This window comes from Rossellomorea oryzaecorticis (genome assembly GCF_038405515.1).
Taxonomy (GTDB): domain Bacteria; phylum Bacillota; class Bacilli; order Bacillales; family Bacillaceae_B; genus Rossellomorea; species Rossellomorea oryzaecorticis_A.
In genome coordinates, this window is sequence record NZ_JBBYAF010000048.1 from 1 (window position 1) to 22,300 (window position 22,300).

At 41.5% G+C, this 22,300-nt stretch carries 25 protein-coding genes and 1 riboswitch; of the genes, 14 read left to right on the forward strand and 11 right to left on the reverse strand.

Features of this window, described 5'->3' with window-relative positions:
• The first annotated feature begins 276 nt into the window (after positions 1-276).
• A riboswitch (Lysine riboswitch) is annotated at positions 277-459 on the forward strand.
• 115 nt (positions 460-574) lie between these two features.
• The 4 genes from AAEO50_RS18470 to AAEO50_RS18485 all read left to right on the forward strand — a co-directional run bounded on the left by AAEO50_RS18470 (position 575) and on the right by AAEO50_RS18485 (position 5,670).
• A complete protein-coding gene (locus AAEO50_RS18470) occupies positions 575-2,137 on the forward strand; it encodes a Na+/H+ antiporter NhaC family protein (RefSeq protein ID WP_341985806.1) in 1,563 nt (520 codons plus the stop codon).
• Between the two features lie 192 nt (positions 2,138-2,329).
• The gene (locus AAEO50_RS18475) at positions 2,330-3,805 is read left to right on the forward strand and encodes a flavin monoamine oxidase family protein (RefSeq protein WP_341985807.1); all 1,476 of its coding nucleotides are present in this window, start codon (positions 2,330-2,332) and stop codon (positions 3,803-3,805) included.
• Positions 3,806-4,034: 229 nt separating this feature from the next.
• On the forward strand, positions 4,035-5,561 hold the full coding sequence (locus AAEO50_RS18480) for a sodium-dependent transporter (protein ID WP_341985808.1): 1,527 nt from the start codon (positions 4,035-4,037) through the stop codon (positions 5,559-5,561).
• A 1-nt stretch (position 5,562) separates the two neighbouring features.
• Positions 5,563-5,670, forward strand: a complete 108-nt coding sequence (locus tag AAEO50_RS18485; RefSeq protein WP_175990460.1) for a methionine/alanine import family NSS transporter small subunit — start codon at positions 5,563-5,565, stop codon at positions 5,668-5,670.
• Positions 5,671-5,781: 111 nt separating this feature from the next.
• Here AAEO50_RS18485 and AAEO50_RS18490 read toward each other — a convergent pair whose 3' ends face one another.
• Positions 5,782-6,741 carry a M23 family metallopeptidase gene (locus AAEO50_RS18490; RefSeq protein ID WP_341985834.1) on the reverse strand — a complete coding sequence of 320 codons (960 nt, stop codon included), beginning with the start codon at positions 6,739-6,741 and terminating at the stop codon, positions 5,782-5,784.
• Positions 6,742-7,185: 444 nt separating this feature from the next.
• Between AAEO50_RS18490 and lipA the strand changes: the two genes are divergently transcribed.
• Positions 7,186-8,097, forward strand: coding sequence for a lipoyl synthase (gene lipA / locus AAEO50_RS18495; protein ID WP_341985809.1), 912 nt, complete (start codon positions 7,186-7,188; stop codon positions 8,095-8,097).
• Positions 8,098-8,245: 148 nt separating this feature from the next.
• Here lipA and AAEO50_RS18500 read toward each other — a convergent pair whose 3' ends face one another.
• On the reverse strand, positions 8,246-8,968 hold the full coding sequence (locus tag AAEO50_RS18500; RefSeq protein ID WP_341985810.1) for a YhcN/YlaJ family sporulation lipoprotein: 723 nt from the start codon (positions 8,966-8,968) through the stop codon (positions 8,246-8,248).
• Between the two features lie 106 nt (positions 8,969-9,074).
• Here AAEO50_RS18500 and AAEO50_RS18505 point away from each other — a divergent pair, with 106 nt between their 5' ends.
• The gene (locus tag AAEO50_RS18505; RefSeq protein ID WP_341985835.1) at positions 9,075-9,350 is read left to right on the forward strand and encodes a YutD family protein; all 276 of its coding nucleotides are present in this window, start codon (positions 9,075-9,077) and stop codon (positions 9,348-9,350) included.
• Between the two features lie 44 nt (positions 9,351-9,394).
• Here the strand turns inward: AAEO50_RS18505 and AAEO50_RS18510 are convergent, their stop codons facing one another.
• Together AAEO50_RS18510 and AAEO50_RS18515 are read right to left on the reverse strand one after the other, a co-directional pair.
• Positions 9,395-9,697, reverse strand: coding sequence for a cytosolic protein (locus AAEO50_RS18510; protein WP_341985811.1), 303 nt, complete (start codon positions 9,695-9,697; stop codon positions 9,395-9,397).
• Between the two features lie 61 nt (positions 9,698-9,758).
• The gene (locus tag AAEO50_RS18515; RefSeq protein WP_341985812.1) at positions 9,759-10,028 is read right to left on the reverse strand and encodes a DUF3055 domain-containing protein; all 270 of its coding nucleotides are present in this window, start codon (positions 10,026-10,028) and stop codon (positions 9,759-9,761) included.
• Positions 10,029-10,166: 138 nt separating this feature from the next.
• Between AAEO50_RS18515 and AAEO50_RS18520 the strand changes: the two genes are divergently transcribed.
• From AAEO50_RS18520 to AAEO50_RS18530, 3 genes are all read left to right on the forward strand, one after another.
• Complete coding sequence (locus tag AAEO50_RS18520; protein ID WP_341985813.1) at positions 10,167-10,604, forward strand: DUF86 domain-containing protein; 438 nt, start codon at positions 10,167-10,169, stop codon at positions 10,602-10,604.
• Between the two features lie 413 nt (positions 10,605-11,017).
• Positions 11,018-11,782: a TIGR01457 family HAD-type hydrolase gene (locus tag AAEO50_RS18525; RefSeq protein ID WP_341985814.1), complete on the forward strand. Its 765-nt coding sequence runs from the start codon at positions 11,018-11,020 to the stop codon at positions 11,780-11,782.
• Between the two features lie 302 nt (positions 11,783-12,084).
• A complete protein-coding gene (locus tag AAEO50_RS18530) occupies positions 12,085-12,336 on the forward strand; it encodes a helix-turn-helix transcriptional regulator (RefSeq protein WP_341985815.1) in 252 nt (83 codons plus the stop codon).
• On the opposite strand, the gene AAEO50_RS21435 is transcribed toward AAEO50_RS18530, so the two are convergent.
• Together AAEO50_RS21435 and AAEO50_RS18535 are read right to left on the reverse strand one after the other, a co-directional pair.
• Positions 12,308-12,811 (reverse strand): sporulation histidine kinase inhibitor Sda, encoded by a 504-nt coding sequence (locus AAEO50_RS21435; RefSeq protein ID WP_425383228.1) that lies wholly within the window; start codon positions 12,809-12,811, stop codon positions 12,308-12,310. The two genes, AAEO50_RS18530 and AAEO50_RS21435, sit on opposite strands and share 29 nt — an antisense overlap.
• Positions 12,741-13,241 carry a phosphatidylglycerophosphatase A gene (locus AAEO50_RS18535; protein WP_341985816.1) on the reverse strand — a complete coding sequence of 167 codons (501 nt, stop codon included), beginning with the start codon at positions 13,239-13,241 and terminating at the stop codon, positions 12,741-12,743. The genes AAEO50_RS21435 and AAEO50_RS18535 overlap by 71 nt, the downstream gene beginning before the upstream one ends.
• 224 nt (positions 13,242-13,465) lie before the next feature.
• Between AAEO50_RS18535 and yutH the strand changes: the two genes are divergently transcribed.
• Positions 13,466-14,467: a spore coat putative kinase YutH gene (gene yutH / locus AAEO50_RS18540; RefSeq protein ID WP_341985818.1), complete on the forward strand. Its 1,002-nt coding sequence runs from the start codon at positions 13,466-13,468 to the stop codon at positions 14,465-14,467.
• Between the two features lie 72 nt (positions 14,468-14,539).
• Positions 14,540-15,502, forward strand: a complete 963-nt coding sequence (locus AAEO50_RS18545; protein ID WP_341985819.1) for a D-glycerate dehydrogenase — start codon at positions 14,540-14,542, stop codon at positions 15,500-15,502.
• A 47-nt stretch (positions 15,503-15,549) separates the two neighbouring features.
• On the opposite strand, the gene AAEO50_RS18550 is transcribed toward AAEO50_RS18545, so the two are convergent.
• On the reverse strand, positions 15,550-16,005 hold the full coding sequence (locus AAEO50_RS18550) for a hypothetical protein (RefSeq protein WP_341985820.1): 456 nt from the start codon (positions 16,003-16,005) through the stop codon (positions 15,550-15,552).
• A gap of 176 nt (positions 16,006-16,181) precedes the next feature.
• On the reverse strand, positions 16,182-16,418 hold the full coding sequence (locus AAEO50_RS18555; RefSeq protein ID WP_341985821.1) for a NifU family protein: 237 nt from the start codon (positions 16,416-16,418) through the stop codon (positions 16,182-16,184).
• 451 nt (positions 16,419-16,869) lie between these two features.
• Between AAEO50_RS18555 and AAEO50_RS18560 the strand changes: the two genes are divergently transcribed.
• Positions 16,870-17,196, forward strand: coding sequence for a YuzD family protein (locus AAEO50_RS18560; RefSeq protein ID WP_341985822.1), 327 nt, complete (start codon positions 16,870-16,872; stop codon positions 17,194-17,196).
• A gap of 101 nt (positions 17,197-17,297) precedes the next feature.
• On the opposite strand, the gene AAEO50_RS18565 is transcribed toward AAEO50_RS18560, so the two are convergent.
• Positions 17,298-18,365, reverse strand: coding sequence for an NAD(P)/FAD-dependent oxidoreductase (locus AAEO50_RS18565; protein ID WP_341985823.1), 1,068 nt, complete (start codon positions 18,363-18,365; stop codon positions 17,298-17,300).
• 298 nt (positions 18,366-18,663) lie between these two features.
• Between AAEO50_RS18565 and AAEO50_RS18570 the strand changes: the two genes are divergently transcribed.
• On the forward strand, positions 18,664-18,906 hold the full coding sequence (locus tag AAEO50_RS18570; RefSeq protein WP_341985824.1) for a YuzB family protein: 243 nt from the start codon (positions 18,664-18,666) through the stop codon (positions 18,904-18,906).
• A 164-nt stretch (positions 18,907-19,070) separates the two neighbouring features.
• On the opposite strand, the gene AAEO50_RS18575 is transcribed toward AAEO50_RS18570, so the two are convergent.
• A complete protein-coding gene (locus tag AAEO50_RS18575; RefSeq protein WP_341985825.1) occupies positions 19,071-19,778 on the reverse strand; it encodes a DUF2225 domain-containing protein in 708 nt (235 codons plus the stop codon).
• Positions 19,779-20,072: 294 nt separating this feature from the next.
• Here AAEO50_RS18575 and AAEO50_RS18580 point away from each other — a divergent pair, with 294 nt between their 5' ends.
• Positions 20,073-20,435, forward strand: a complete 363-nt coding sequence (locus AAEO50_RS18580) for an iron-sulfur cluster assembly accessory protein (protein WP_341985826.1) — start codon at positions 20,073-20,075, stop codon at positions 20,433-20,435.
• Between the two features lie 490 nt (positions 20,436-20,925).
• Here AAEO50_RS18580 and AAEO50_RS18585 read toward each other — a convergent pair whose 3' ends face one another.
• Positions 20,926-22,014: a hypothetical protein gene (locus AAEO50_RS18585; RefSeq protein ID WP_341985827.1), complete on the reverse strand. Its 1,089-nt coding sequence runs from the start codon at positions 22,012-22,014 to the stop codon at positions 20,926-20,928.
• Between the last annotated feature and the right edge of the window lie 286 nt (positions 22,015-22,300).

A 22,300-nucleotide genomic window follows, 5' to 3' on the forward strand; every position in this document is an offset into this window, starting at 1 on the left:
ATGGTCCAAGAAGGCAAAAGGCGCCTTCCCGGCCCATTCATCTTATGCTTGTCGGGGCTGAGCAAGCCGCCTCCGCTTTTCTGACCCGCAGGAGCTTTAGCGACGAGGAGGCTCACCAACCGCCCGCGGAAAGCGAAGTCTTGCACGGAAATCAATTGCGGCAATAAAGGTTGGAAAAACCTGCCCTCGCACTTTCCCATTAAAAAAGTTGTCAAAATAATGATAGTTTGATATATTAAAAAAGGAAATTTTAATATTATAACCACATCATCAATCCGATGGGGTAGAGGTGCAGGGTTCAAGAGTAAGCTGTTTGAGGATGACAACTGAGACAACAGATGAAAGGGAACCTTTGCCGAAGTAAATATGCTTGTCAGAAGTATATTTGCTGGGGTTATCTTGAAAAAGGGTAACACTGTCATTATAGGGGATACTCTATGATGGGGAGCTACAGATCGTGATGGAGCACTTACATTACTCATTAAAAGGTAATGATAGGATCCTCTATCATTACCTTTTTTTATTCCTCTGTCATGCTATGAGGTTCCCCCCTATCAAATAGGAGGAGGACATTATGGAAAACACGATTTATTCAATCATCCCGCCACTTTTAGCCATCCTGATGGTTATCTTGACGAGACGCGTACTGCTTTCGCTGGGTGTAGGGATCATCGCTTCAGCACTTCTAATCACAGATTTCTCAATTACAGGCACATTCAGTAAGATATGGGAAGCGGTCAAGGGCATTTTCGTTGCCGACGGTGAATTGAATACCTGGAATGTGTATATCATTCTATTCTTATTGATACTTGGCGTCATCACTGCTTTCGTTAACATTTCAGGCGGAAGCCGCGCATTCGGTGAATGGGCGATGAAACGCGTGAAGACAAGAAGAGGCGCGCAATTATTGGCGGCTGTTTTAGGTATCATTATCTTTATTGACGATTATTTCAATGCGCTTGCGGTCGGACAGGTTTCAAGACCGATCACGGACCGTCATAAAATTTCACGTGCGAAACTTGCTTATATCATTGACTCCACATCTGCCCCGGTCTGTGTGGTTTCACCGGTATCAAGCTGGGGAGCATATATCATCGGTATTATCGGATCGATTCTTGCAACACACAGCATCACGGAATACACAGCATTCTCTGCATTCATTCAAATGATTCCTATGAATCTGTATGTATGGGCAGCTATTCTATTAGTATTGATTGTTGCTTATAGAGGTTTTGATTTCGGAAAGATGAAGGAACATGAAGAAAGAGCAATCACCACGGGCAATCTTTATGACCCGGAAAAAGATATCCCGGGTGAGTTGAAGAATGACCTGCCTGTAAGCTCTAAAGGTTCAGTCGGCGATTTGGCCTGGCCGATCATCGCTCTTGTTGTCGGAACTGTCGGCATGATGCTTTGGACTGGGTATAAGGCAGTGGGAGCATTTGAAATCATTCCGGTATTTGAAAATACAGATGTAACAAAATCATTATTATATGGAAGCTTATTCGCATTAGTGATTGCACTCATTCTTTTCTTCCGTCAAGTCAGCTTGAAGGGAGTTGGGGGAAGGGCAGCCGGGACAGCGGTTGTTGAGGGAATTAAATCCATGCTTCCTGCGGTATATATCCTTATCTTTGCATGGGCAATCGTCACTCTTATCGATGAGCTTCAAACTGGAACGTATTTAGCCGGATTAGTGGAAAAATCGAACATGCCAGTTGAAATTCTGCCTGTGCTGCTATTCTTGGTGGCCGGTGTCATGGCATTTTCTACAGGGACTTCATGGGGCTCATTTGGAATCCTGCTTCCGATTGCGGGAGAAATTGCAGCAGCGACCGATGTGAGTGTATTACTTCCAGCGATGGCAGCGGTTTTAGCGGGTGCGGTTCTTGGAGACCACTGTTCACCGATTTCTGATACAACGATCCTCTCTTCAACGGGAGCGGGGAGCAATCACATTGACCACGTACTCACGCAGATTCCATATGCACTCATCGGAGCTTTAGCGGCTTCGATCGGATACCTTGTATTAGGGTTCACTGGAAGCACTCTGCTTGGATTGATCGTAGTGATCGTAATAGTGGCGGGTGTTGGCTTTATAAAAGGAAAGAAAACAGATACGGCAGTTTCTCAATAATTACAGAAAAAAACCAGAGGCAGATTTGCTTCTGGTTTTTTCGTGTTTTGTGCCAACTCGATTGAACCTTGACCAATACCAATAATCCATGACAGAGAGGAGCATTCGCTGCAGCTATGAAAAATGAGCCGTCCGCCCGCATTCTACCAGCTGTTACTCTCTCATATGAATAAGAGAAAAGGGGGAACCGATATGCTGACAGAGGTGGAAGGCTATGCCGATTTACATTATCCTGAAGATTTACTATCCATCATTTGGAATGGATTCGAGCAATCCTCCAACCCTAAAAAAGTGCTTATATTAGGAGGAGGGATGGCTGGACTGGTTTCGGCATCCCTGTTGAAAAGAGCAGGTCATGAAGTAATGATATTGGAGGGTAACAATCGGATAGGCGGCAGGGTTTATACGGTGAGAGAACCATTTACATCCGGGAATTACCTCGACTTTGGTGCCATGCGTATTCCGGAAAACCATGAATTAGTGTTTGAATATATTAAGCGTTTTAACCTGCCGATTAATCGTTTTATCAACTCTTCCCCGAAGGATTTGATTTTTGCCAACTCAGTCCTGACCCCCAAAAGTGAATATAAACAAAACCCGGATATTTTACGTTTTCCACTTGAAGAAGAGGAAAAAGGAAAAACTGCAGCAGAACTTTTTCTCGAAGCAACTCAGCCATTCCTTGATTTATATTTAAAAAGTACCCCGGAAGAGCAGAAAAAATTCAAAAAGCAGTATTCTATTTACTCGATGGGTGATTATCTTGCCTCCAATCCGTTCGGAAAATCCCTTTCGGACAATGCCATTCGAAAAATCGGTGTCATGCTTGGGATAGAGGGCTTCCCGGATTTCTCTTTTATCGACATATTGACGGACGTCATTTATCCGATTTTCAGTGAGAAAACAACATTTTACGAAATAACCGGCGGAAATGACCATCTGCCCCGGTCATTCATCAATGAGCTGCAAAAAGAGATCAAGCTTAACCGGAAAGTGGTCAAGATCATCCAGGAAGATAATCGGGTGTGTGTACAGACATTAAATCCTGTTACACGCAAGGTATCGCAATACTCAGGTGACTATGCGATTGTCACAATGCCTTTTACGGTATTTCAATTTGTGGATGTCGTTCCCCATGATTCAATTTCCTTTAAGAAGTGGCAGACAATAAGGGAGGTGAACAATGTCCAGGCAGTGAAAATCGGTATTGAATTTAAAAGCAGGTTCTGGGAGAAAATGGGGTATGGCAATATTACCAGTGACCTGCCTTTAAAATTCACTTACATCCCAAGTCACGGGATTGGTTCGGATGGTCCCGGGGTATTGCTGGCAAGCTACAGCTGGGGGAGTGATGCGGTATTGTGGAATAGTTTGTCCAATGAAGAACTTGTTCGTGTTGTGCTTAAAGATTTAGCAAAAATATACGGCAACATCGTCTATACGGAATTCCTCCAGGCTGTTTGGTTCAATTGGGGTCAAAACCCTTATTCTGCAGGCTGCTTTACATTATTTACTCCTCAGCAGCAGAAAAACTTCGATGAGATTACCCGGAAACCGGAAGGAAGGCTTCATTTTGCAGGAGAACATACCTCCTCTTTTCATGGATGGATAGAAGGTGCAATAGAATCAGGGATCCGGACGGCTTATGAAGTCCATTATCGAAACTAACACAGTAGAAATAACTAGTAATCAGGAAATAAAGTTGGTATTTTTCATTTACTTTTTCTTACAGAGGGAGAATTGAACTATAAAAGTAGAAGATGTGTCTAAAATAGCAAAATTTTGCTTTGACAATTGTCCTAGAACTAGCTATACTGACTTTAGATTAAATAATCTGAAAATATAAAAATTTCAATTACCTTTTTAATGGTAGTTGGAAAATCAGGGGGGAACCAACATGGAAAAACGTGCCCAGTTTGGAACACGTGCAGGATTTATCCTGGCTGCAGTAGGGTCTGCTATCGGGTTGGGAAACATTTGGCGTTTTCCGGCGGTAGCATATGAAAATGGTGGAGGGGCATTCTTTATTCCTTATCTTTTTGCTCTTTTGACTGCCGGTATTCCATTACTCGTATTAGAATTCACGATAGGACATAAGTATCGCGGATCTGCACCATTGTCATATTTCCGTATGAATAAAAAATCAGAATGGCTTGGATGGTGGCAGGTACTCGTAGCATTTGTCATATCCACCTATTATGCCGTCATTATTGCATGGGCGATGGCATACAGTGTTTTCGCTTTCAACAAGGGCTGGGGAGACGATACAGAAGGGTTCTTATTCGGTGAGTATCTAAAGTTATCGGTTGATCCGGGTCAAACAGGAAGTATCGTTGGCGGAGTCTTCATCCCGCTTGTACTTGTTTGGATTATAACACTTGGCATTCTCTTCAAAGGTGTAAAGAAAGGTATCGAAGTGGCGAACAAGATCTTTATTCCTGCACTCGTAATTTTATTCCTGATCATTGTGATTCGCGCTTTAACTTTACCTGGAGCACTTGATGGACTGAATGCATTCTTTGCTCCTGATTTCAGTAAGATCATGAGTCCGGATGTATGGGTAGCTGCATACGGCCAGATCTTCTTCAGTTTATCAATTGCGTTTGCAATTATGATCACGTACTCAAGTTATCTTCCGAAGAAATCGGATATCACGAATAACGCGTTCATCACAGGATTCAGTAACTCAGGATTTGAGCTGCTTGCAGGGATCGGGGTATTCGCTGCACTTGGATTCATGGCTCAAACACAAGGAGTCGGGGTTGAAGAAGTAGTAAGCGGAGGAGTTGGCTTGGCATTCGTTGTCTTCCCGCAGATCATTAATGAATTCCCGGCACTGAATGGCCTGTTTGGATTCTTATTCTTCGCTTCACTTGTCCTTGCGGGATTATCATCACTTATCTCGATTTCCGAGACCTATGTGGCGGCGATCTCAGAGAAATTCGGCCTTTCCCGTACAAAAGCAGTGGCTTTCGGTGGGGGACTTTCTGCAGTCATTTCAATTCTGTTCGCAACGCAGGGCGGATTATTATTCCTTGATGTTGCCGACTACTTCATCAACCAATTCGGGGTAGCGTTCATAGGATTAGTGGAAGTAATCGTAGTGGCATGGTTCTTACGAAAGATCAATACATTCAAAGATCATTCAAACGGTATTTCCGACATTCAGCTTGGCGGCTGGTGGAAGCTTTGCCTTGGTGTCATCACACCGATCGTTCTTGGATGGATGATGTTTGGATTATTCAAGATGAACATCCTTAAAGAATTTGATACGGAAACAGGGAACTATGGAGGATACTCAGATGCCTTCGTCCTATACAGCGGCTGGTTTGTAGCTGCATTCGCTTTAATTATCGGAGTGGCATTTACCTTTAAACGCTGGCATTCCAAAACAGAAGCTGAAAGCTATAAGGAGGTAAGCTGACATGAGCGGTAGTGCAATCATAATGTTAGTTGTCGGTGTCGTCATCATTTGGGGCGGCCTGGCGGCAAGTATCGCTAATGCGGTATCCAAATCAAAAAAAGCATCATAATATGAACTGAACAAAGAAGCAGGCGATGAAGTTATCCATCGTCTGTTTTTTCTTTACTCCATTAAAGGCCCGTCCCGCACTGCTTTAAAGCGGTGCGGGACGGGCCTTCTGTTATCTTTTTTTGCTTTTGATGCGGTCTTGACGTTCCCATTGGCGCAGATGCGGATAGGGGTCGAAGGACCACTCAGTCAGACCGTTATCTTTGTACATGCCGTAATGAAGGTGAGGCGGGAATTTACCAGATGTTCCGGGAGGTCCGTATCCCGAACTGCCGACTCCTCCGATTACCATCCCGGGTTCCACAACCTGACCGACTTTCAGGTTATCCGAAAAACCGCTTAAATGTGCGAAATAATGATAGGTGTTATTAATATCCCTGATACCTATTCTCCAGCCGCCATATCGGTTCCAGCCCTTCATCTCGATGATACCGTATGAAGTTGCCCTGACCGGTACACCATAGTCCGCAAAGAGGTCAGTCCCTTCATGTATACGACGCCCGCCCCAGCCGCGCGCGTCACCCCACGTATTGCGGTAGCTGTAATTGAATCTGAGCGGGAGTGGGAAGGCTTTATCATTCAGGTGAACCGTCCCAAAGTGCTTATAGATCTTTGCTTTTCCCATAATGATACTGACAGTCTTATCACGTTTGTAGTAATCCCATAAAGCCAGTTTGAAATTATCACGATCGATGCCGTACTGTAAAATGTAATCTGTAAAGGCTGCCAGGATATCTTCATCACTTTTGATACTTGCTTTACCGTCAAGATCCCCGTCCCTTCCGAATCCATTGAATAGGGTGATTGTCTTCGGATTTTCATCTTGAAGCCGTGGATTTAAAGGACCGGCCCATTTCTCAGGATCTATATAGATGGAGATCAAAGAGGAGGGCTTTTCTCTATCTTTACGCGCAAAGCGCAAGCTGCGCTCATATTGATCGACTGCTGCAAGATAATACCAAGGAATTTGAGTAAGTGCTTCACTTTTTTGAAATAACTCCATACGTTTGGTGTGTATTTGTTCCTCTGACAACGTCTCTGCTGCGCGGCTCTGAACAGGGCCTGTAAACATGCAGAGAAGGATCAAAGTAAGAACTATTCGTATATACAAGTCAATCCCTCCAACTTAGAGTTCTACACTTAGTTTGTGACGAGCATCAGGATTCATAATCATCAATAAATGGTAAAAGAGGTACATGCTTGTTTTCATTTTTTTAGTATGATAAAGTGACAAAAGAAGTATATTGATGATGGCTTTATTTTATATAGAATGAACGATCAGTAAGCGTTTCACTCTTACCTAAGGCTATTTTCTAAATGCTGTTGCTTCTCGTTTATAATCAAGGGGGCTGTAAAGGGCGTTTTCCACGTGCTCTTTTCGAACTCAAGCTATTAGGAGAGATGGACATACAATCGGAAAATACCCAAGTTCCGATATTTTCTTGTGTGTAAGCAACAAAGTATGCGAAAAGAGCTTTGCCTAAATCAGAATTTGTTAGGATTGGAGATGAGGGGTATGACGAAGAAAGACGAATATATTCGTAAGCCGGAATGGCTTAAGATTAAGCTTAATACGAACGATAATTATATGGGCTTGAAAAAAATGATGCGTGAAAAGAATCTTCATACAGTATGTGAAGAGGCGAAATGTCCAAATATCCATGAATGCTGGGGTACAAGAAGAACCGCGACCTTTATGATTCTTGGGGATATTTGTACACGCGCATGCCGTTTTTGTGCAGTTAAGACCGGGCTGCCGAACGAACTGGATCTTAAAGAGCCTGAGCGAGTAGCAGATTCCGTGCAATTAATGAACCTGAAGCACGTTGTCATCACGGCTGTTGCCCGTGACGATTTAAAAGACGGCGGTTCACAGGTATTTGCTGAAACAGTGCGTGCCATCCGTCGCAAAAGTCCATTTACATCCATTGAAGTACTGCCTTCCGACATGGGCGGAGTGTTTGACAACATCAAGACACTAATGGATGCAAAACCGGATATCATGAACTACAACATAGAAACCGTCCGCCGATTGACTCCAAGAGTTCGTGCGCGTGCTACATATGATCGTACTCTCGAATTCCTGCGCCGTGCAAAAGAATTGAATCCTGATATTCCTACGAAATCAAGCATCATGGTTGGTCTTGGAGAAACAAAAGAAGAAATCCTTGAGACTTTTGATGACTTACGTGCAAATAATGTAGATATCGTAACCCTTGGTCAATATCTGCAGCCGACGAAGAAGCACTTAAAAGTACAGAAGTACTACCATCCGGATGAATTTGCCGAGCTTCGTGAAGCGGCAATGGAAAAAGGCTTCAGCCACTGTGAAGCAGGTCCTCTCGTACGTTCTTCTTACCATGCTGATGAGCAGGTAAACGCAGCTGCCAAAGCAAAACAAGAAGCAGGAGAGAAAGAAATGGCATAAATAAAGCAAGGACTGACTTATTGAGATGTCTCTCTTAGTCAGTCCTTTTTTTAAAAGCTCTTTAAAATGGTGAATGCGGAGCTTCTGAACTTCCCAGCTCATGGAGTTTTCACCATAGACAGGCTATTGCCTGATCTTTGGAGAAACGTTAATCCATCATTGTTTCTGAGTTGTCAGTGCGCTTTTGACGCTCTTTATTGATTTGATGTACATCATCTTCATTCATATTCTGTTCATCAATCATTTCACCGTTGGCATTTTCACCAGCATCAATGTTTTTGCCTTGAGGAGAAGCTTTTAGCATCAAGTTAATCGTATCATCAATGGCAGTATTGACATTTTTACTGTCGCTGTCCATTTTTGCAAGATTTTCTACATTCTGCATCAAGTTCGGATCATCGGTTACATATACATGGTACCAGCGCGGAATGACGGACATGGCCGTTTTCTTCACCTGATCGGCGACATTGAAACGGGCATCCTTGTCCTTTTTGTCGGTTTTATAAGAGATCAGCACCTCTTCATCCGTCACAAGGGTCGCACAATCATCCACGTTTGGTATGGCTACGCTCATTTTACTGATGCTGTCGGCAACCTTCTCCCGGTCTAAACGATACATATTTTCATTCGAAATGGCTTGGCCCTGCACTGGGCTTTTCTGCTGGCGGACATATCCGAAATCTTCCCCGTTTCGTTTAGAATCTTTGCTGACATTTTCATTAAAAAGCTCTTCCTGATCGTTCACATTGATGGTGTTGCCGTTGTCGTGAAACATTTCTTCATTTGCCTTGTCTATGCCATTGCAGGCAGCACCGAATAAGGCAAAGCTTAATACGGTTGTACCGAGAATATATTTGTTCAATTGAAACACCCCCTATTTGTTAGGGTGACCATCTCAATTTATAATTTTTCATAGTAATTAATGGACAATCCGTTATAATTTAAAGTAAGGATAAGGAAGAAAGAGGGTGGATGGAATGATCTGTGTTCAAAACATATGCTATGAAATCGTAGAAGAATTCAGGGACGGATTTAACGAAGAAGCATTCAAAGAGAGATACAGCGACATTTTAAATAAATATGATTATATCCTCGGAGACTGGGGTTATGGACAATTGCGCCTTAAAGGGTTTTTTGATGACCAAAATCAGAAAGCTTCCTTTGATACCAAGGTGAGTACACATAAGGATTATCTTTATGAGTACTGCAACTTCGGATGTGCGTACTTCCTGTTGAAAAAAGTAAATAAGTAAGGACAGAAAAGGAACATCTCATGAAGTAGAGATGTTCCTTTTTATTACTCATTTTCAGTATATGGAGGTTCTTCATTCCGGTCAGGGTCTGCGTGGACTGGATGGGAACCGGGTTCCTGACGGGGGATATCCTGATGAAGGGATTTATTTTCATAGTTGAACGCACTGTAATAGCGCTGCCCCTCTTCCCATTCCGTACTCTTGTTTTCAACCGGTGTGTATTTGCCGCGCGGAGATCCATAAGGGCCCTCCGGAAGCGTCTCCGGTACAAGAAAATTCCGCTGAGTCTCTACATTTGAAAAATCACTGTACACTTCTTCTTCCTTGTCGCGGTGATCTTTTTTCATACTATCTCCCACCTTTCTTAGGTGTAGTATGTGAGAGGAGATAAAGGTTCATTCGGGATCTTTACATTATCGTCTCACTCAAAAAGTCCCGCAGCTCTGCAGCTTCTTCTTCCGTCAGTTTGTAAACACTTTCAAGGTAGCCTGGCTCATCGAGGTCGTCGCGGCCGAGGATGGCGAAGTGGCTTCCTTGAAGGTCGAGTACGAGCGATTTTCCATAATATCTCCCTGTTTGGGTGATGGCTAAGTCATAGCGCTGGTTTTCACCCATAAAACTTACAAAGCGGGTTTTTGTCTGTTCATTATCATCGTATAAATAAAATCGTTCAGTCATCACGATTTCCTCCTTTAATCAGTCAGCTTTCTACATCATAACAAACTGGAAGCCGATTTGCAGTGAAGACATCTCTATATAGATTGATAAAAATTATGTTAAACTATAAAAGGATGTCAATCAGAAGAGGTGAACAAAATGTATTTCGTGGACAGAGAAAAAATTGAAGAAATACTAGTATTTATGAATGATCAATTGAGTCTGTTACATAATCAGTCAGGGTGGGAATCCACGATTGAGAAGCTCGCTCTTGAAAGAATCGGCCATACCCTCATCGAGTCGGTGCTTGATGTTGGAAACAGTATGATCGATGGTTTTATCATGAGAGATCCCGGAAGCTACGAAGACATTATCGATATACTGTTGGATGAAAAGGTCATCAATGAAGGCATGAGCAAAGATTTAAAACGATTGATCGAACAGCGTAAAGTTCTGGTTCAAGAATATACAAACGTCAATCATGAAGCTCTGCAGCGGATCCTTCATGATGTACGTTCTACATTAGAGCAATTTCCTGTTCATGTACGCAGCTATCTGGAAAATGAACTCGGACCCGTTTCAGCATTCAAAAATTAATGAGAGTCACTGGGCGCTTTCTTTTTAGAAAGCGTTTTCTTATCGCTTGCAAATTTATTGTTTTTTTATAACCAGTTCCAGCTGTTGATTGGAGTGCAAGACGAAGGCTCCTGCGGGAGAAGTGGCCAATGTGAGACTTGTTCAGCTCTGGCGGCTAGCCCCTCGAGGTCATAAGCTAAATAGTCCAAGAAGGCAAAATGCGCTTTCCCGGCCCATTCATCTTATGCTTGTCGGGGCTGAGCAAGGCGCCTCCGCTTTTCTGACCCGCAGGAGCTTTTGCGACGAGGAGGCTCACGAGTCACCCGCGGAAAGCGAAGTCTTGCACGGAAATCAACAGCGGCGTTTAAAACAACTTTTGGATGATAGATTTCAGGAGATATTTGCATAATAAACGTATCAAACGGAGGTAGAAAATGAAACAATACAAAGGCTATTTAATCGATTTGGATGGAACGATGTATAGAGGGAAAGAAGTCATCAAGGAAGCTGGTGATTTCGTACGCCGGCTGAAGGAGAAAGGGCTGCCTTATCTGTTTGTGACGAATAATTCGTCGCGCCGCCCTGAACAAGTAGCAGAAAAGCTCCAAACTTTCGGCATTTCTGCAGCAAAAGAACAGGTTTTCACCACATCAATGGCGACTGCTCAATTCATAGCCGACAAAAAGCCTGAAAGCACAGCATATGTGATTGGAGAAGAGGGGATCCGCTCAGCTCTAGAGGAAAAAGGAATCACACTTAAAGAAGAGAAGCCGGACTTTGTAGTGGTAGGGATCGACCGCGGCATCAATTATGAAAAACTGGCCCTCGCTTGTCTCGGTGTACGTAACGGGGCAACATTTATTTCAACAAATGGAGATATCGCCATTCCGACAGAAAAAGGCTTGCTGCCTGGGAATGGTTCACTTACTTCTGTTGTTACCGTTTCGACCCAGACTCAGCCAATCTTCATCGGCAAGCCGGAATCCATTATCATGGAGCAGGCATTAGAGGTATTGGGCGTCTCAAAAGAAGAAACGTTAATGGTCGGCGATAATTATGATACAGATATTAAAGCCGGAATGAATGCAGGATTGGATACGCTACTTGTTCATACAGGAGTCACAACAAAAGAAATCCTGAAGCAGATGGAAGAACAGCCGACGTATGTAATCAACACGCTGGATGAATGGGATGTATAAAAAAGGAGAAGGTGATGGACATTCAAGTCCATCACCTTTTTTTATGGGACGCGTTCCTTTAAAAAAATGAGCATATCGAGCATTCTTAAAATAGACAATGACTTTTTATGTAGGTAAAATAGAGCGGGGAAATGATATATATTTCCTGATAATTAATGAAAGGGGAGATTCCGAAAGCATATTAAAGAAATATGAGCGGTACATGTTTTATAGTGTTATGATAGGGAATAAGGGTAGTGGTTCCCTCGTGACCCTGTCTCATTAACTCTTTTTTATGGAAAAACAAAAAGGTAGTGTGAAATATGAGTATTACTGAGTTAATTGGAAAAAACATCAGAAGACACAGGCGGGCAAAAGAAATCACCATTCAAGAGCTGAGCGAGAAAAGTGGATTGACTGTAAATTATATTTCTTTAATTGAAAAAGGAGATGCAAATGCATCGTTAAACAAAATTCATGCCATTATCCAAGGTTTACAGGTTCACTGGGAAGATGTCATTCCCACTCCAGAAGAAGAGAAGATGATCAAGGCTGCTTCTGAGTTAAGAAAATGAGGTTTCTCTTAGTCATCTCATGCTTGATTAATTGAATGAATTCTTTGTCTAAATGTAATGCATTTGCTTTTTTGTATGCTTCTAGTAAGGCTTGATCACTGAGTAACTGAATTTTGCTCTCACCTCGATCCTTTTCATTGTTGCGACCAATGAAAAAGGGGGAATGGTAGAAATCGTGATAGCCTTTTATTGGGAGTGGGAGAAGTAATATTTTTACAATTATAATTACAATTATTACAACTATATTTGTAATTATAATAAAGAATGTTATATTGTGCAATAAAAACTTGCTAATATTTACATGTTTTTTTGGAAGAAAATGGAAATTATTCAAAGCAAAAACAGACACTCGGATAGAGGTCTGTTTTCTCGTTTCTGGCGATGATTTACAGGCCAGCCTGCCTTTATATCTGATTCTCATTCCTGTGAGCCAGACGGCTTGAGGCTGCGGCTGCAATAGCCCCGACGATGTCATCAAGGAAGGTATGACATTTTCCGGATGATTTATCGTTCAGTTTCTCAAGAATTCCCGGCTTCTGTTTATCAATGAATCCATAATTGGTGAATCCGATCGATCCGTACACATTTACAATCGAGAAAGCAAGTATTTCGTCGACTCCGTATAAGCCTTCATCCACTTCCACAATCGATTGAAGGGGCTCTTCAAGCATTTTCTTTTCTGCCAACCGGTCTAATTGAATTCCTGTAAGAATGGCATTTTGGACTTCTCGTTTTGTTAACACTCTTTCCACGTTATATATGCATTCTTCCAGTTCCAGGTCAGGATGGTATTTCTGTTGAAGGTACATAACTAATTTGGCGATGTCTTCAATTTCGACTCCTCTTTCGTGAAGCCAGTTTCTTGAGGTTTCTTTTAATATATCCATTGATTTTTTGTCCTTCATCCTATTCACCTTTTCTGTGTTAAATATTATTCAAGAGACAGAGCCTTGTTTTACTCATATGATACGCTTTTTAAAAATAGACATAATAATAGCTTCTATCCTCATTCTTGCCCATCAGTACATGAGGATATTCCTTGAAAAGTTGATTTTATCGTATGAATGGATAAACATAGCAGCATTCTTTTACCATGAAAGCCGCTTGTATACAGATAGGAGAGGGTAATATGTCTCATGAGATTTTAGCGAAGCATTTTGGGTTAACCCCTGAGCGCGCCTTCTTTGACGGCGTGATGGACCGCTATATGGCGGGGGGATTATTATATAGTATTGTAAGTGTTTCAAATGTGGAACAGGAAACATTGGTAGAAATGTATAAATTGACTGAGCACATGAAGACACAAGGAGACCGCTATGTTTCTTCATTTGTCCAGAATTCAGAAGGGCGTTATCTAGTAACAGAAAAAAACCAGGATTATGTAGTGGTGCGAAACGAAAAGCTTCCTCCAGTTACTGATAGTAAGATGGGCAGAAAGCTTGGTAAATTTCATTTTAGAGGCAGGTTATTCGAAGAAAAGGTGGAAAAGATCAGCAGGATGGGAAAGTGGAAAGCGTTATGGGAAACCAGGCTTTCCCAACTTGAAAAAGCCTACTTCGGAGTGCTTGAGAATCAGCCGGTCGATGAGTTTGAACGACGATTCGTCGAAAGCTATCCTTATTATAATGCATTATCGGAAAACGCCATTCAATATCTTGTCGATACAGAACTTGATGAAGATCCCAAACCAGAGGATGCAGGTACGATCTGCCACGAACGTTTTCAGCACAGCACATGGGGGACAGAGTCCTGTATCCATTTTCCGTTTCACTGGGTATTCGATCATGCGAGCAGGGATCTCGCAGAATGGGTGAGAGAACAATATCTCCAGAAGAATCAAACCTTCCATCCCGGAATGCAGGGGTTCTTAAGGGAATATCAATCAGTCGCACCGCTTTCACCATTCGCATGGAGACTGCTGTACTCCAGGATTCTATTCCCGCTCCATTATTTTGAATGCATAGAAGAATACTATATCTCTCAATCTGATCAGCAAAAGAAAACCGCCGAGGATAAGCTTGAGCGCTACTTGAAAAACTCCAAGCATTACGAAGCATTTTTGTCTGACTTTTACCACTTGTCTGAGGTACCGGTGAAAAAGTGGGGGATCCCATTGGTGGGCTGGCTATAAAGCCTTGATAACATAAATGGAAGCCCTTTTATGATACACTAGAAGGAAACGTCATTGGAGGCAGGAAGCTCAATGAAACCATCTATTTTTATCACAAGGAAATTACCGGATACCGTTATTGAACCATTGAATAGTGAGTTTGAAGTGGAAATGTGGGATAAGGAAGACGTTCCGGTCCCGAGAGATATGCTGCTTGAGAAAGCGAACGGGGCATCGGCACTGATCACTATGCTCTCGGATAAAGTGGATACAGAACTCATGGAGCAAGCCCCGTCACTAAAGGTGGTTGCGAACCTGGCAGTCGGATATGACAACATCGATCTCGAAGCAGCAAATCAGAAAGAAGTGGTCATTTGTAATACTCCGGATGTGCTGACCGATACAACGGCTGACTTAACCTTTGCATTATTGATGACGTCTGCTCGCCGGATTGTCGAGGCTGATCGCTATATTAAAGAAGGACAATGGAAAAGCTGGTCCCCTCTGCTATTGGCAGGAGCGGACATCCATCATAAGACGATTGGTATCGTTGGAATGGGGAGCATAGGGGAAGCCGTGGCCAGAAGAGCGAAAGGATTTGATATGAACATTCTCTATCATAATCGTTCAAGAAAGCCGGAAGCGGAAGAAAAGCTGGGCGCGGTATATGTGAAATTGGATGAGCTTCTGGCCCAATCTGATTTTGTCGTCGTACTTGCCCCGCTTACGGAGGAAACAGAAGGCTTATTCCAAAAAGAGCAATTTAAGGCAATGAAAAAATCTGCCTTCTTCATCAATGCGGCACGTGGTGCGATCGTAAACGAGGAGGCATTGATAGAAGCTCTGAATACAGGTGAAATCGCAGGAGCGGGGCTGGATGTATTTGTGAATGAACCAATCGACTCCAATCACCCGCTGCTTTCTCTGGACAATGTCGTCGCACTGCCTCACATCGCAAGTTCCTCAACCGAAACCCGATTAGCGATGATGAATCTGTGTGTACAGAATATCATAGCGGTGTTAAAAGGGGACAAGCCCAAGACGCAAGTAAAATAAAGAGCAAAAAAAACACGCATATCATTGATGCGTGTTTTTAACTGCCATCATGCAGGTAAAAGGTCTTTTTCTACAGCTTGGTAATAAGGAGCCAGTGACTGGGATTCAATTTCTTCAAGGAAAGAGGGTGCCACGTCCGGTAGAATGCTGCGGGCAAATCTCCATGCATTTTCTTCAATGCGCAGCATCAATTGATTTCTTTCCTGCTCATCGGCCCAATCTAACCTTTCAGCCAATTCTTCAAGTTCTTTGTCATGTGCATGGCCTAGTTCATGGGCAAACACGACTTTAAAATAATCGAGTAACACTTCTTCCCCGGAGAACATCCGAAGACATTGCTCAGTGACATCCTCCGTGAAGATTGTAATGGAATTCGTATTCATACTGTACTTCCCGCCAACTAGACGCGTGCCGGGAAAAGCATCCTCCACTAACACATTCAGCTTGCAATCCAAATGGCCCAACATCTCATCAACAACATTTTGAAATATCTCTCTAGTCAAACCTTCTCTTTCTCCCCTTAAAAATAAAAATCTTCGTCATTATAAAATGTATATGGGAAAAAAGAAACAGCATGACTCTAAAGATTAATGGAATATATGGTATTTAATGGTACTTAGGTAAAATGAGTCAATAAAAAAAGATGACTCAACAGTGTGAGTCATCTAGTAAGTTTAGATTAAAAAACTTGTTCTACTTCAACGATTCCTGGTACTTCTTCGACTAGTGCACGTTCAATACCAGCTTTAAGAGTGATTGTTGAACTTGGGCAGCTTCCGCATGCACCTAACAGGCGAAGCTTCACAATACCATCTTCCACGTCAACCAGTTCACAGTCCCCGCCATCGCGAAGTAGGAACGGACGTAATTTATCTAGTACTTCCTGTACGGAATCTAATTGTGCTTGATCAGCCATCATTATCTACTCCTTTCCTTACTCTCTATTATAATGACATATCTGTAAAAAATCTATCAACCCGCAAACAATTGGGAAATTCTTTTTTTGTTCTAAACGCCGCTGTTGATTTCCGTGGAAGACTTCGCTTTCCGCGGGCGGTTGGTGAGCCTCCGTCGGCTTAGGTAGTTACTGTCCAGCTGCAGGGCTTAGAGGCACATGTCATAAGCCAAATTGATCAGGAAGGCAAAGAGCGCCTTCATGGCCAATTCGTCTTATGCCACACGCCTCTGATCAAAGCCCTTCCGCTTTTCTATAGGAGTCTTCGTCTTCCACTCCAATCAACAGCTGGAACAGTCAGGTATCCTTATTTTTTTTCTACAAACCTTGCTGTAAAACACATTTGTATTCCCACTTTGCTGATTTTTTTGTAAAATGATTGTATGAGGGGAATGAAGGGGGAGAAGAGAGTATGGATCGTAAATCAGTTGAAATTCATGTGTATGGTGCTGAGGTCCTTTGTCCGAGCTGCGTGAATCTGCCATCATCAAAAGAAACATACGACTGGCTTGAAGCGGCAGTCGGACGCAAATACCCGGATCAGCCATTTACAATCAAATATATAGACATCTACAATCCACCGGAAGACGAATCCATCAAAAGCTTCGCTGCCAAAGTCATCGAAGAGGATATGTTCTATCCAATCGTGCTTTTGGAGGGCGAGGTTGTAGGAGAAGGAAATCCACGTTTGAAAACGATTTATTCAGAGTTGGAGAAGTATGGATATAAAGCGGTATAGTGATATTTAAAAAAGAAGAGACTTTTCCTCAGGGGATAGTCTCTTTTGTTCATTGGGGTGATCAAAAAAAGAAACCGCACGCATGTCGGTTTCTTTTGCAATCATCCGTTATGATATTTATACATCCATAGTACTCCCGATTTCAGCAAACGGGCAACGCGTCCAGTGATGGAACGCTCGTTTACCAATCCGAACCCATGCTTTTTACCGAGTGATCCTAGAATACCCTTTAATTTGATTTTTGGCAGCTCTTCGGGAAGCGGTTCGTTTTTCCAGCGCTTCAAGAGGATCTGGACAATCTGTTCAGCCTGTCCCTCCGCTAACTGTGCACTTGGAGCTTGAGGAAGGCTCGCACAATCCCCGACTACATATACATTCTCATCGTCCGGAAGGTTATGATATTTTGAAATCACAACACGGCCGCTTGAGTCTTTTTCAGCATCCATATCACGAACTACCTTTGTAGGCTGGATGCCTGCTGTCCAAACGATGGCATCACAGTAGATTTGTTCTTCGTGGTTATGCAGGGTGTTAGGTTCCACCTTTGTGATATTTGAGTTATTGACGATTTCAACGTTATTCTCTTCAAACCATCCGTGCACATAGGAGCTTAAACGTTCCGGGAAGGCGTTCAAAATACGGGTTCCGCGGTCGAATAGCTTAATTTGTAAATCGGAACGGCTTTCGCGCAGTTCACTGGCAAGCTCGATTCCGCTTAGTCCGGCTCCGACGATTCCGACGATTGAGCCAGCAGGAAGATTATTCAGCGTTTGATACGTTCGGCGCGACTTGTCGATCGTTTGAATGCTGTAAGTGAATTCATCTGCACCCGGTACATTATGATATTTGTCCTCACAGCCAAGTCCGATGACAAGATCATCATATGGTACAGCATCCTGATCTTGAAGCTGTACTGTCTTATTCTTTGTATCGATCTTTGATATCTCACCATACACGTAGGATAAACGGGCATGTTCCGGGAATGATACGCGTACATGATGATCGGAAATTGTTCCAGCTGCCAGAGCATAGTATTCTGTTTTCAAGCTGTGGTATGGGTTGCGATCAATTAACGTAATGGACACATCTTCCGGGAGTTGATTGGGTAACAAGCGAAGAAGAACGCGCATATTGCCATATCCTCCGCCAAGCAGCACTAATTGTTTCATGTTAATTTCCCCTTTTTGGCTCTCTGCAATTTTGTCGATATAGTGTGTTTATATAAGATTCTCTACTTGGGTAGAGGCAAAAGGACGACTGTCCTGAAAAGTAAGCATTTTCAATATGATTCATAATTAGACGGTTTATTCAATAAATAAACCTATTAACATTAAAAGTATATCGAAATAGCGGCGTTTTCACAACAGAAATAAGGGAAAATGTTCACAATCTGTTATACGAATATACAAACCGCTATGATTGACGATTATCACAAAAAAAGGTAGCATTACAAAGAGTAGTGAGGTGATGGAATTGAAACCTATTATAGAATTTTGTATCAGTAACTTAGCAAGCGGTGCGCAAAAGGCGCTTGAAATATTAGAAAGAGATCCGAACCTCGATGTCATCGAATACGGGTGTCTAGGCTACTGTGGAAAATGCGCTTCATCTTTTTACGCATTAGTGAACGGAGAACCTGTTGAAGGAGATACCCCTGAGGAATTGGTGGAAAATATCTATCAGTTCTTAGAAGAAAATCCAATGTTTTAATTCCAAGCTGATCTTAGGATCGGCTTTTTTGTTTTTAAGTCTGGTAAATATCGCTGTACAGCTCAATGCAAGACTTAACTTTTCACGGGAGGCCAGAGATTATTGAAATAGAAATTTGAAAAAAGCTGGAGCTAAGAGCCCAGCTTTTTATTGTGAAGTTCACTTTAAGCGAGATGATTGCGCTTTTGCTCCTTAAAGCTCTCTCGCATTTCATACCATTGCTCTTTTGCCATCTCCACAATCTTTGGTTCGGTTGACAGATGTTGTTTTTCAATCACTTTTGACAGGTACTTTACGGCGTCTTCATATTTATCCTGACGACGGAGGAGTTCTGCAATAAGATATAAAAGCTTAGTTTCAGACATAGCCGTGCCTTTAAAATCATCGTTCAAATAAGACTCGATGTACTCATGAGTCGCAAGATTAATAAATCTTCTCTCCTGTTCGTCTTCATCTGTTTTACGGTAGAGCCAGGCTGTCCGCAAATATAAACCGGCAATCGTGATTTTCTTTTCTTTTTTGATAAGTGCGCAATAGGCAGCGAGCTTGTACGTATTAATAGCCTCGTCTATGGAACGGATATCGCCGTAATCCTGTGGCTGCCAGTGACGGCTTATTTTCTTTTCCAGGTCTGTTTTTAAAACCGGGACGATATACTTTGTGAATTCATCGGTATAGGAGAAGCCGCATTGAGGGCAGACGGATACATTGTAGAGTAAAGGGTTGAGTTCATCACAGCCATAGACTGGGCAAAAATCGCTGTCATGACCTTTGACCTTGACGAAACGGGAGCGGATTTTAGTAGTGGAATAAGAATGCTTACAAGCAAGACACTGGACTTTTTTATCGTAAAAGGGCGTTACTTCAGTCATCATTCTCACCTCGATTAAGGGACTATTTTCCTTATTATACCTTGAAAGGGGAGTATTGGACTAGTGTTTTTTGTGGTGTATTTTAAAATGTCAGGGACTTAAGGCTGTACTGGAGGCTGCGGTGTTCGGTGCCTGGCTCATATTGCCGGTTTTGAGCCGATGGCACATCAAAACATCCTGCGATCAACATTATGATGCCAGGCAAACGTCGTCACATAGTTTCCCTCGGTTGAGTAGTAAAATAGAAAGGAGTATACTAATAAGTAAGAAGACAAATGGTTGGAGGTGTATTGAATGAGTGAAATTGTGAATCTAACGGAAGCTGCTGCCCTTCAGATTAAGGATATGATGAAGGAGCATGACGAAACGGATGCCATGCTGCGTGTATCGGTTAAAGGGGGAGGCTGCAGCGGTCTTTCCTATGGAATGGGCTTTGAACAGGAGGTCCAGGAAGGTGATGAAGTACTTGAACAGCACGGAATCAAGCTGGTTGTGGCGAAAAATGATGCAGCCATCCTGAACGGTACGAAAGTCGATTACAAGCAGTCCATGATGGGCGGCGGATTTACGATTGATAATCCGAATGCGATCGCGTCATGCGGCTGTGGGTCATCGTTTGTGACAGCGACGAATAAGGGTACTCCGGAGAATTGCTAAAGGATAAAAATAGAACAGGGTTGTGAATTACCAGGTAATATTGCGTGTACACAATCACTTAAATGTGTAATAACAATCCTATGTAATGAAAGTTAAGGTTGTTAATTACAGTCCTTCTCGATAGTTAATGTCAAAGCCTAACTATTTGAGGAGGATTTTTTTATGACTTTAAAGAAAAGAAAGAGAAAAAACCAGTAGGAAAAATGTCAAATCAGAAGGAATATCCCAGATTATGAATGGAAGTACCCAGTAGCTTTAATCAATGTACAAATTGTTGATATTGTAATCAAAGCATGTATAGTTTTCAACACTTATTGTTCTGTTAAAAAAATAGAGCCATCCCAAAAAAATGGAATGACTTTATTGTTTAAAATATTTTAATTAACATTAGTGTGTCATACATTACCATCTCTAACGCTCAAATCTATATATTAAATAAAAACCATATTTTGTGAGGTAATTAAAATGACAGAAACTCAGCGATTTTTGATTATTTCGTAGGTCTTGCTACCTCTTTTTCATTATTTTTAATACTTGTTATAAGGGTTAATGCTGTATCCCAATTTATAGTACGAAAAAAATTCTCTTTTGAAATTTCATTGTCTAGTTTATATAGTAGTTCATCAACCCATTCGTAATATTTCCAGTCTTTAACAAAGAAAAAAGAACTAAACTTAAATTTAATTTTAATGTCGATTTTAACAGATAAGGGAGCACTATATTCATCTCCCAAATAAAACTCATTAAATGACATGGGGAAAACTGTATTTGTATTTCTAAAATTTACGTTGATCAGGAGTTTAAATCTCGGAGTTTCTATCTCAATGCTTTCTTCAGAGACTCTTTTTATTTTACTTTTTTTAGGGAGAGTTAAATTAAAGTTTTCAAATCTAGCACCATTCGAATAGGCTAGTGCAATCCGTTTAGTGTTTTCTCCATGAAAGCTCCCATCAAATAATGTTCTGTCGTCGATGGGTCTTGAGAATAATTCAAATAATTTATTGTTTAGGAGGATTTCTGGAACTTCATCTCTTCTATATACTTTGAGATCTTCATCATTTTTATCCTTGTATGAATTAAAGTAATCTGTTAAATATGTAGAGGTTTTACTGAGTAAATAATATTCAACTGCTTGACAAATAAATCTATGTGAGAAGTTTTTATTATATTTATAAGTATTATTTGAAAAAGTAGTAGTGTCTTTTAATGGCTCCTCTTTCCATTGTCTAAGTAAGGCTGGATTTTCAATAAATGCTGACTCTAAGTATTCGCTAATCATTGTGGAAAAATCATATCTAGGAACACTTTTGATTATATTTTTATTGTCATCGTAGTGAAGAAAACCCGAAATAGACTTTTCTTTTTCTAAGTTAAATTTTGTTTTATACATTAGTGTTAGTGATGTAATAACACATAGAATTATTCCTGTTACTATTCCAGTTATAGCAGGGAAGTTTTCAATAAGAGTAAGACTACTCACTGTTAAACTTATTGATGCCCCTAATACAATACCCACAATTAATATTTCCCAATAGGAAGAACGCTTTCTTAAGTAATTTCTTAAAGGTTCTTTATTCATTATTATCCCCTCCGCATTTATTAGCATAAATCTCTAAAGTATTATTATCCAATTAATACACATATTTACATTCTAGCATTACTCTTTTCTTTAATTGAAGGTTTAAAATAAAAAATTATTTACTATTAAAAGTTTACTGATAGCGCTGTCTCGAAAACGGATGTTTTTGATACAAAGCTACCTATTGAGAATTAGGTAGCATTTTTTGTGTTAAATGTGTTTCAAAACTCGTTTCAAAATCATTGTATCAAAATATACATATATCCACCTTTATGGTACACTATTA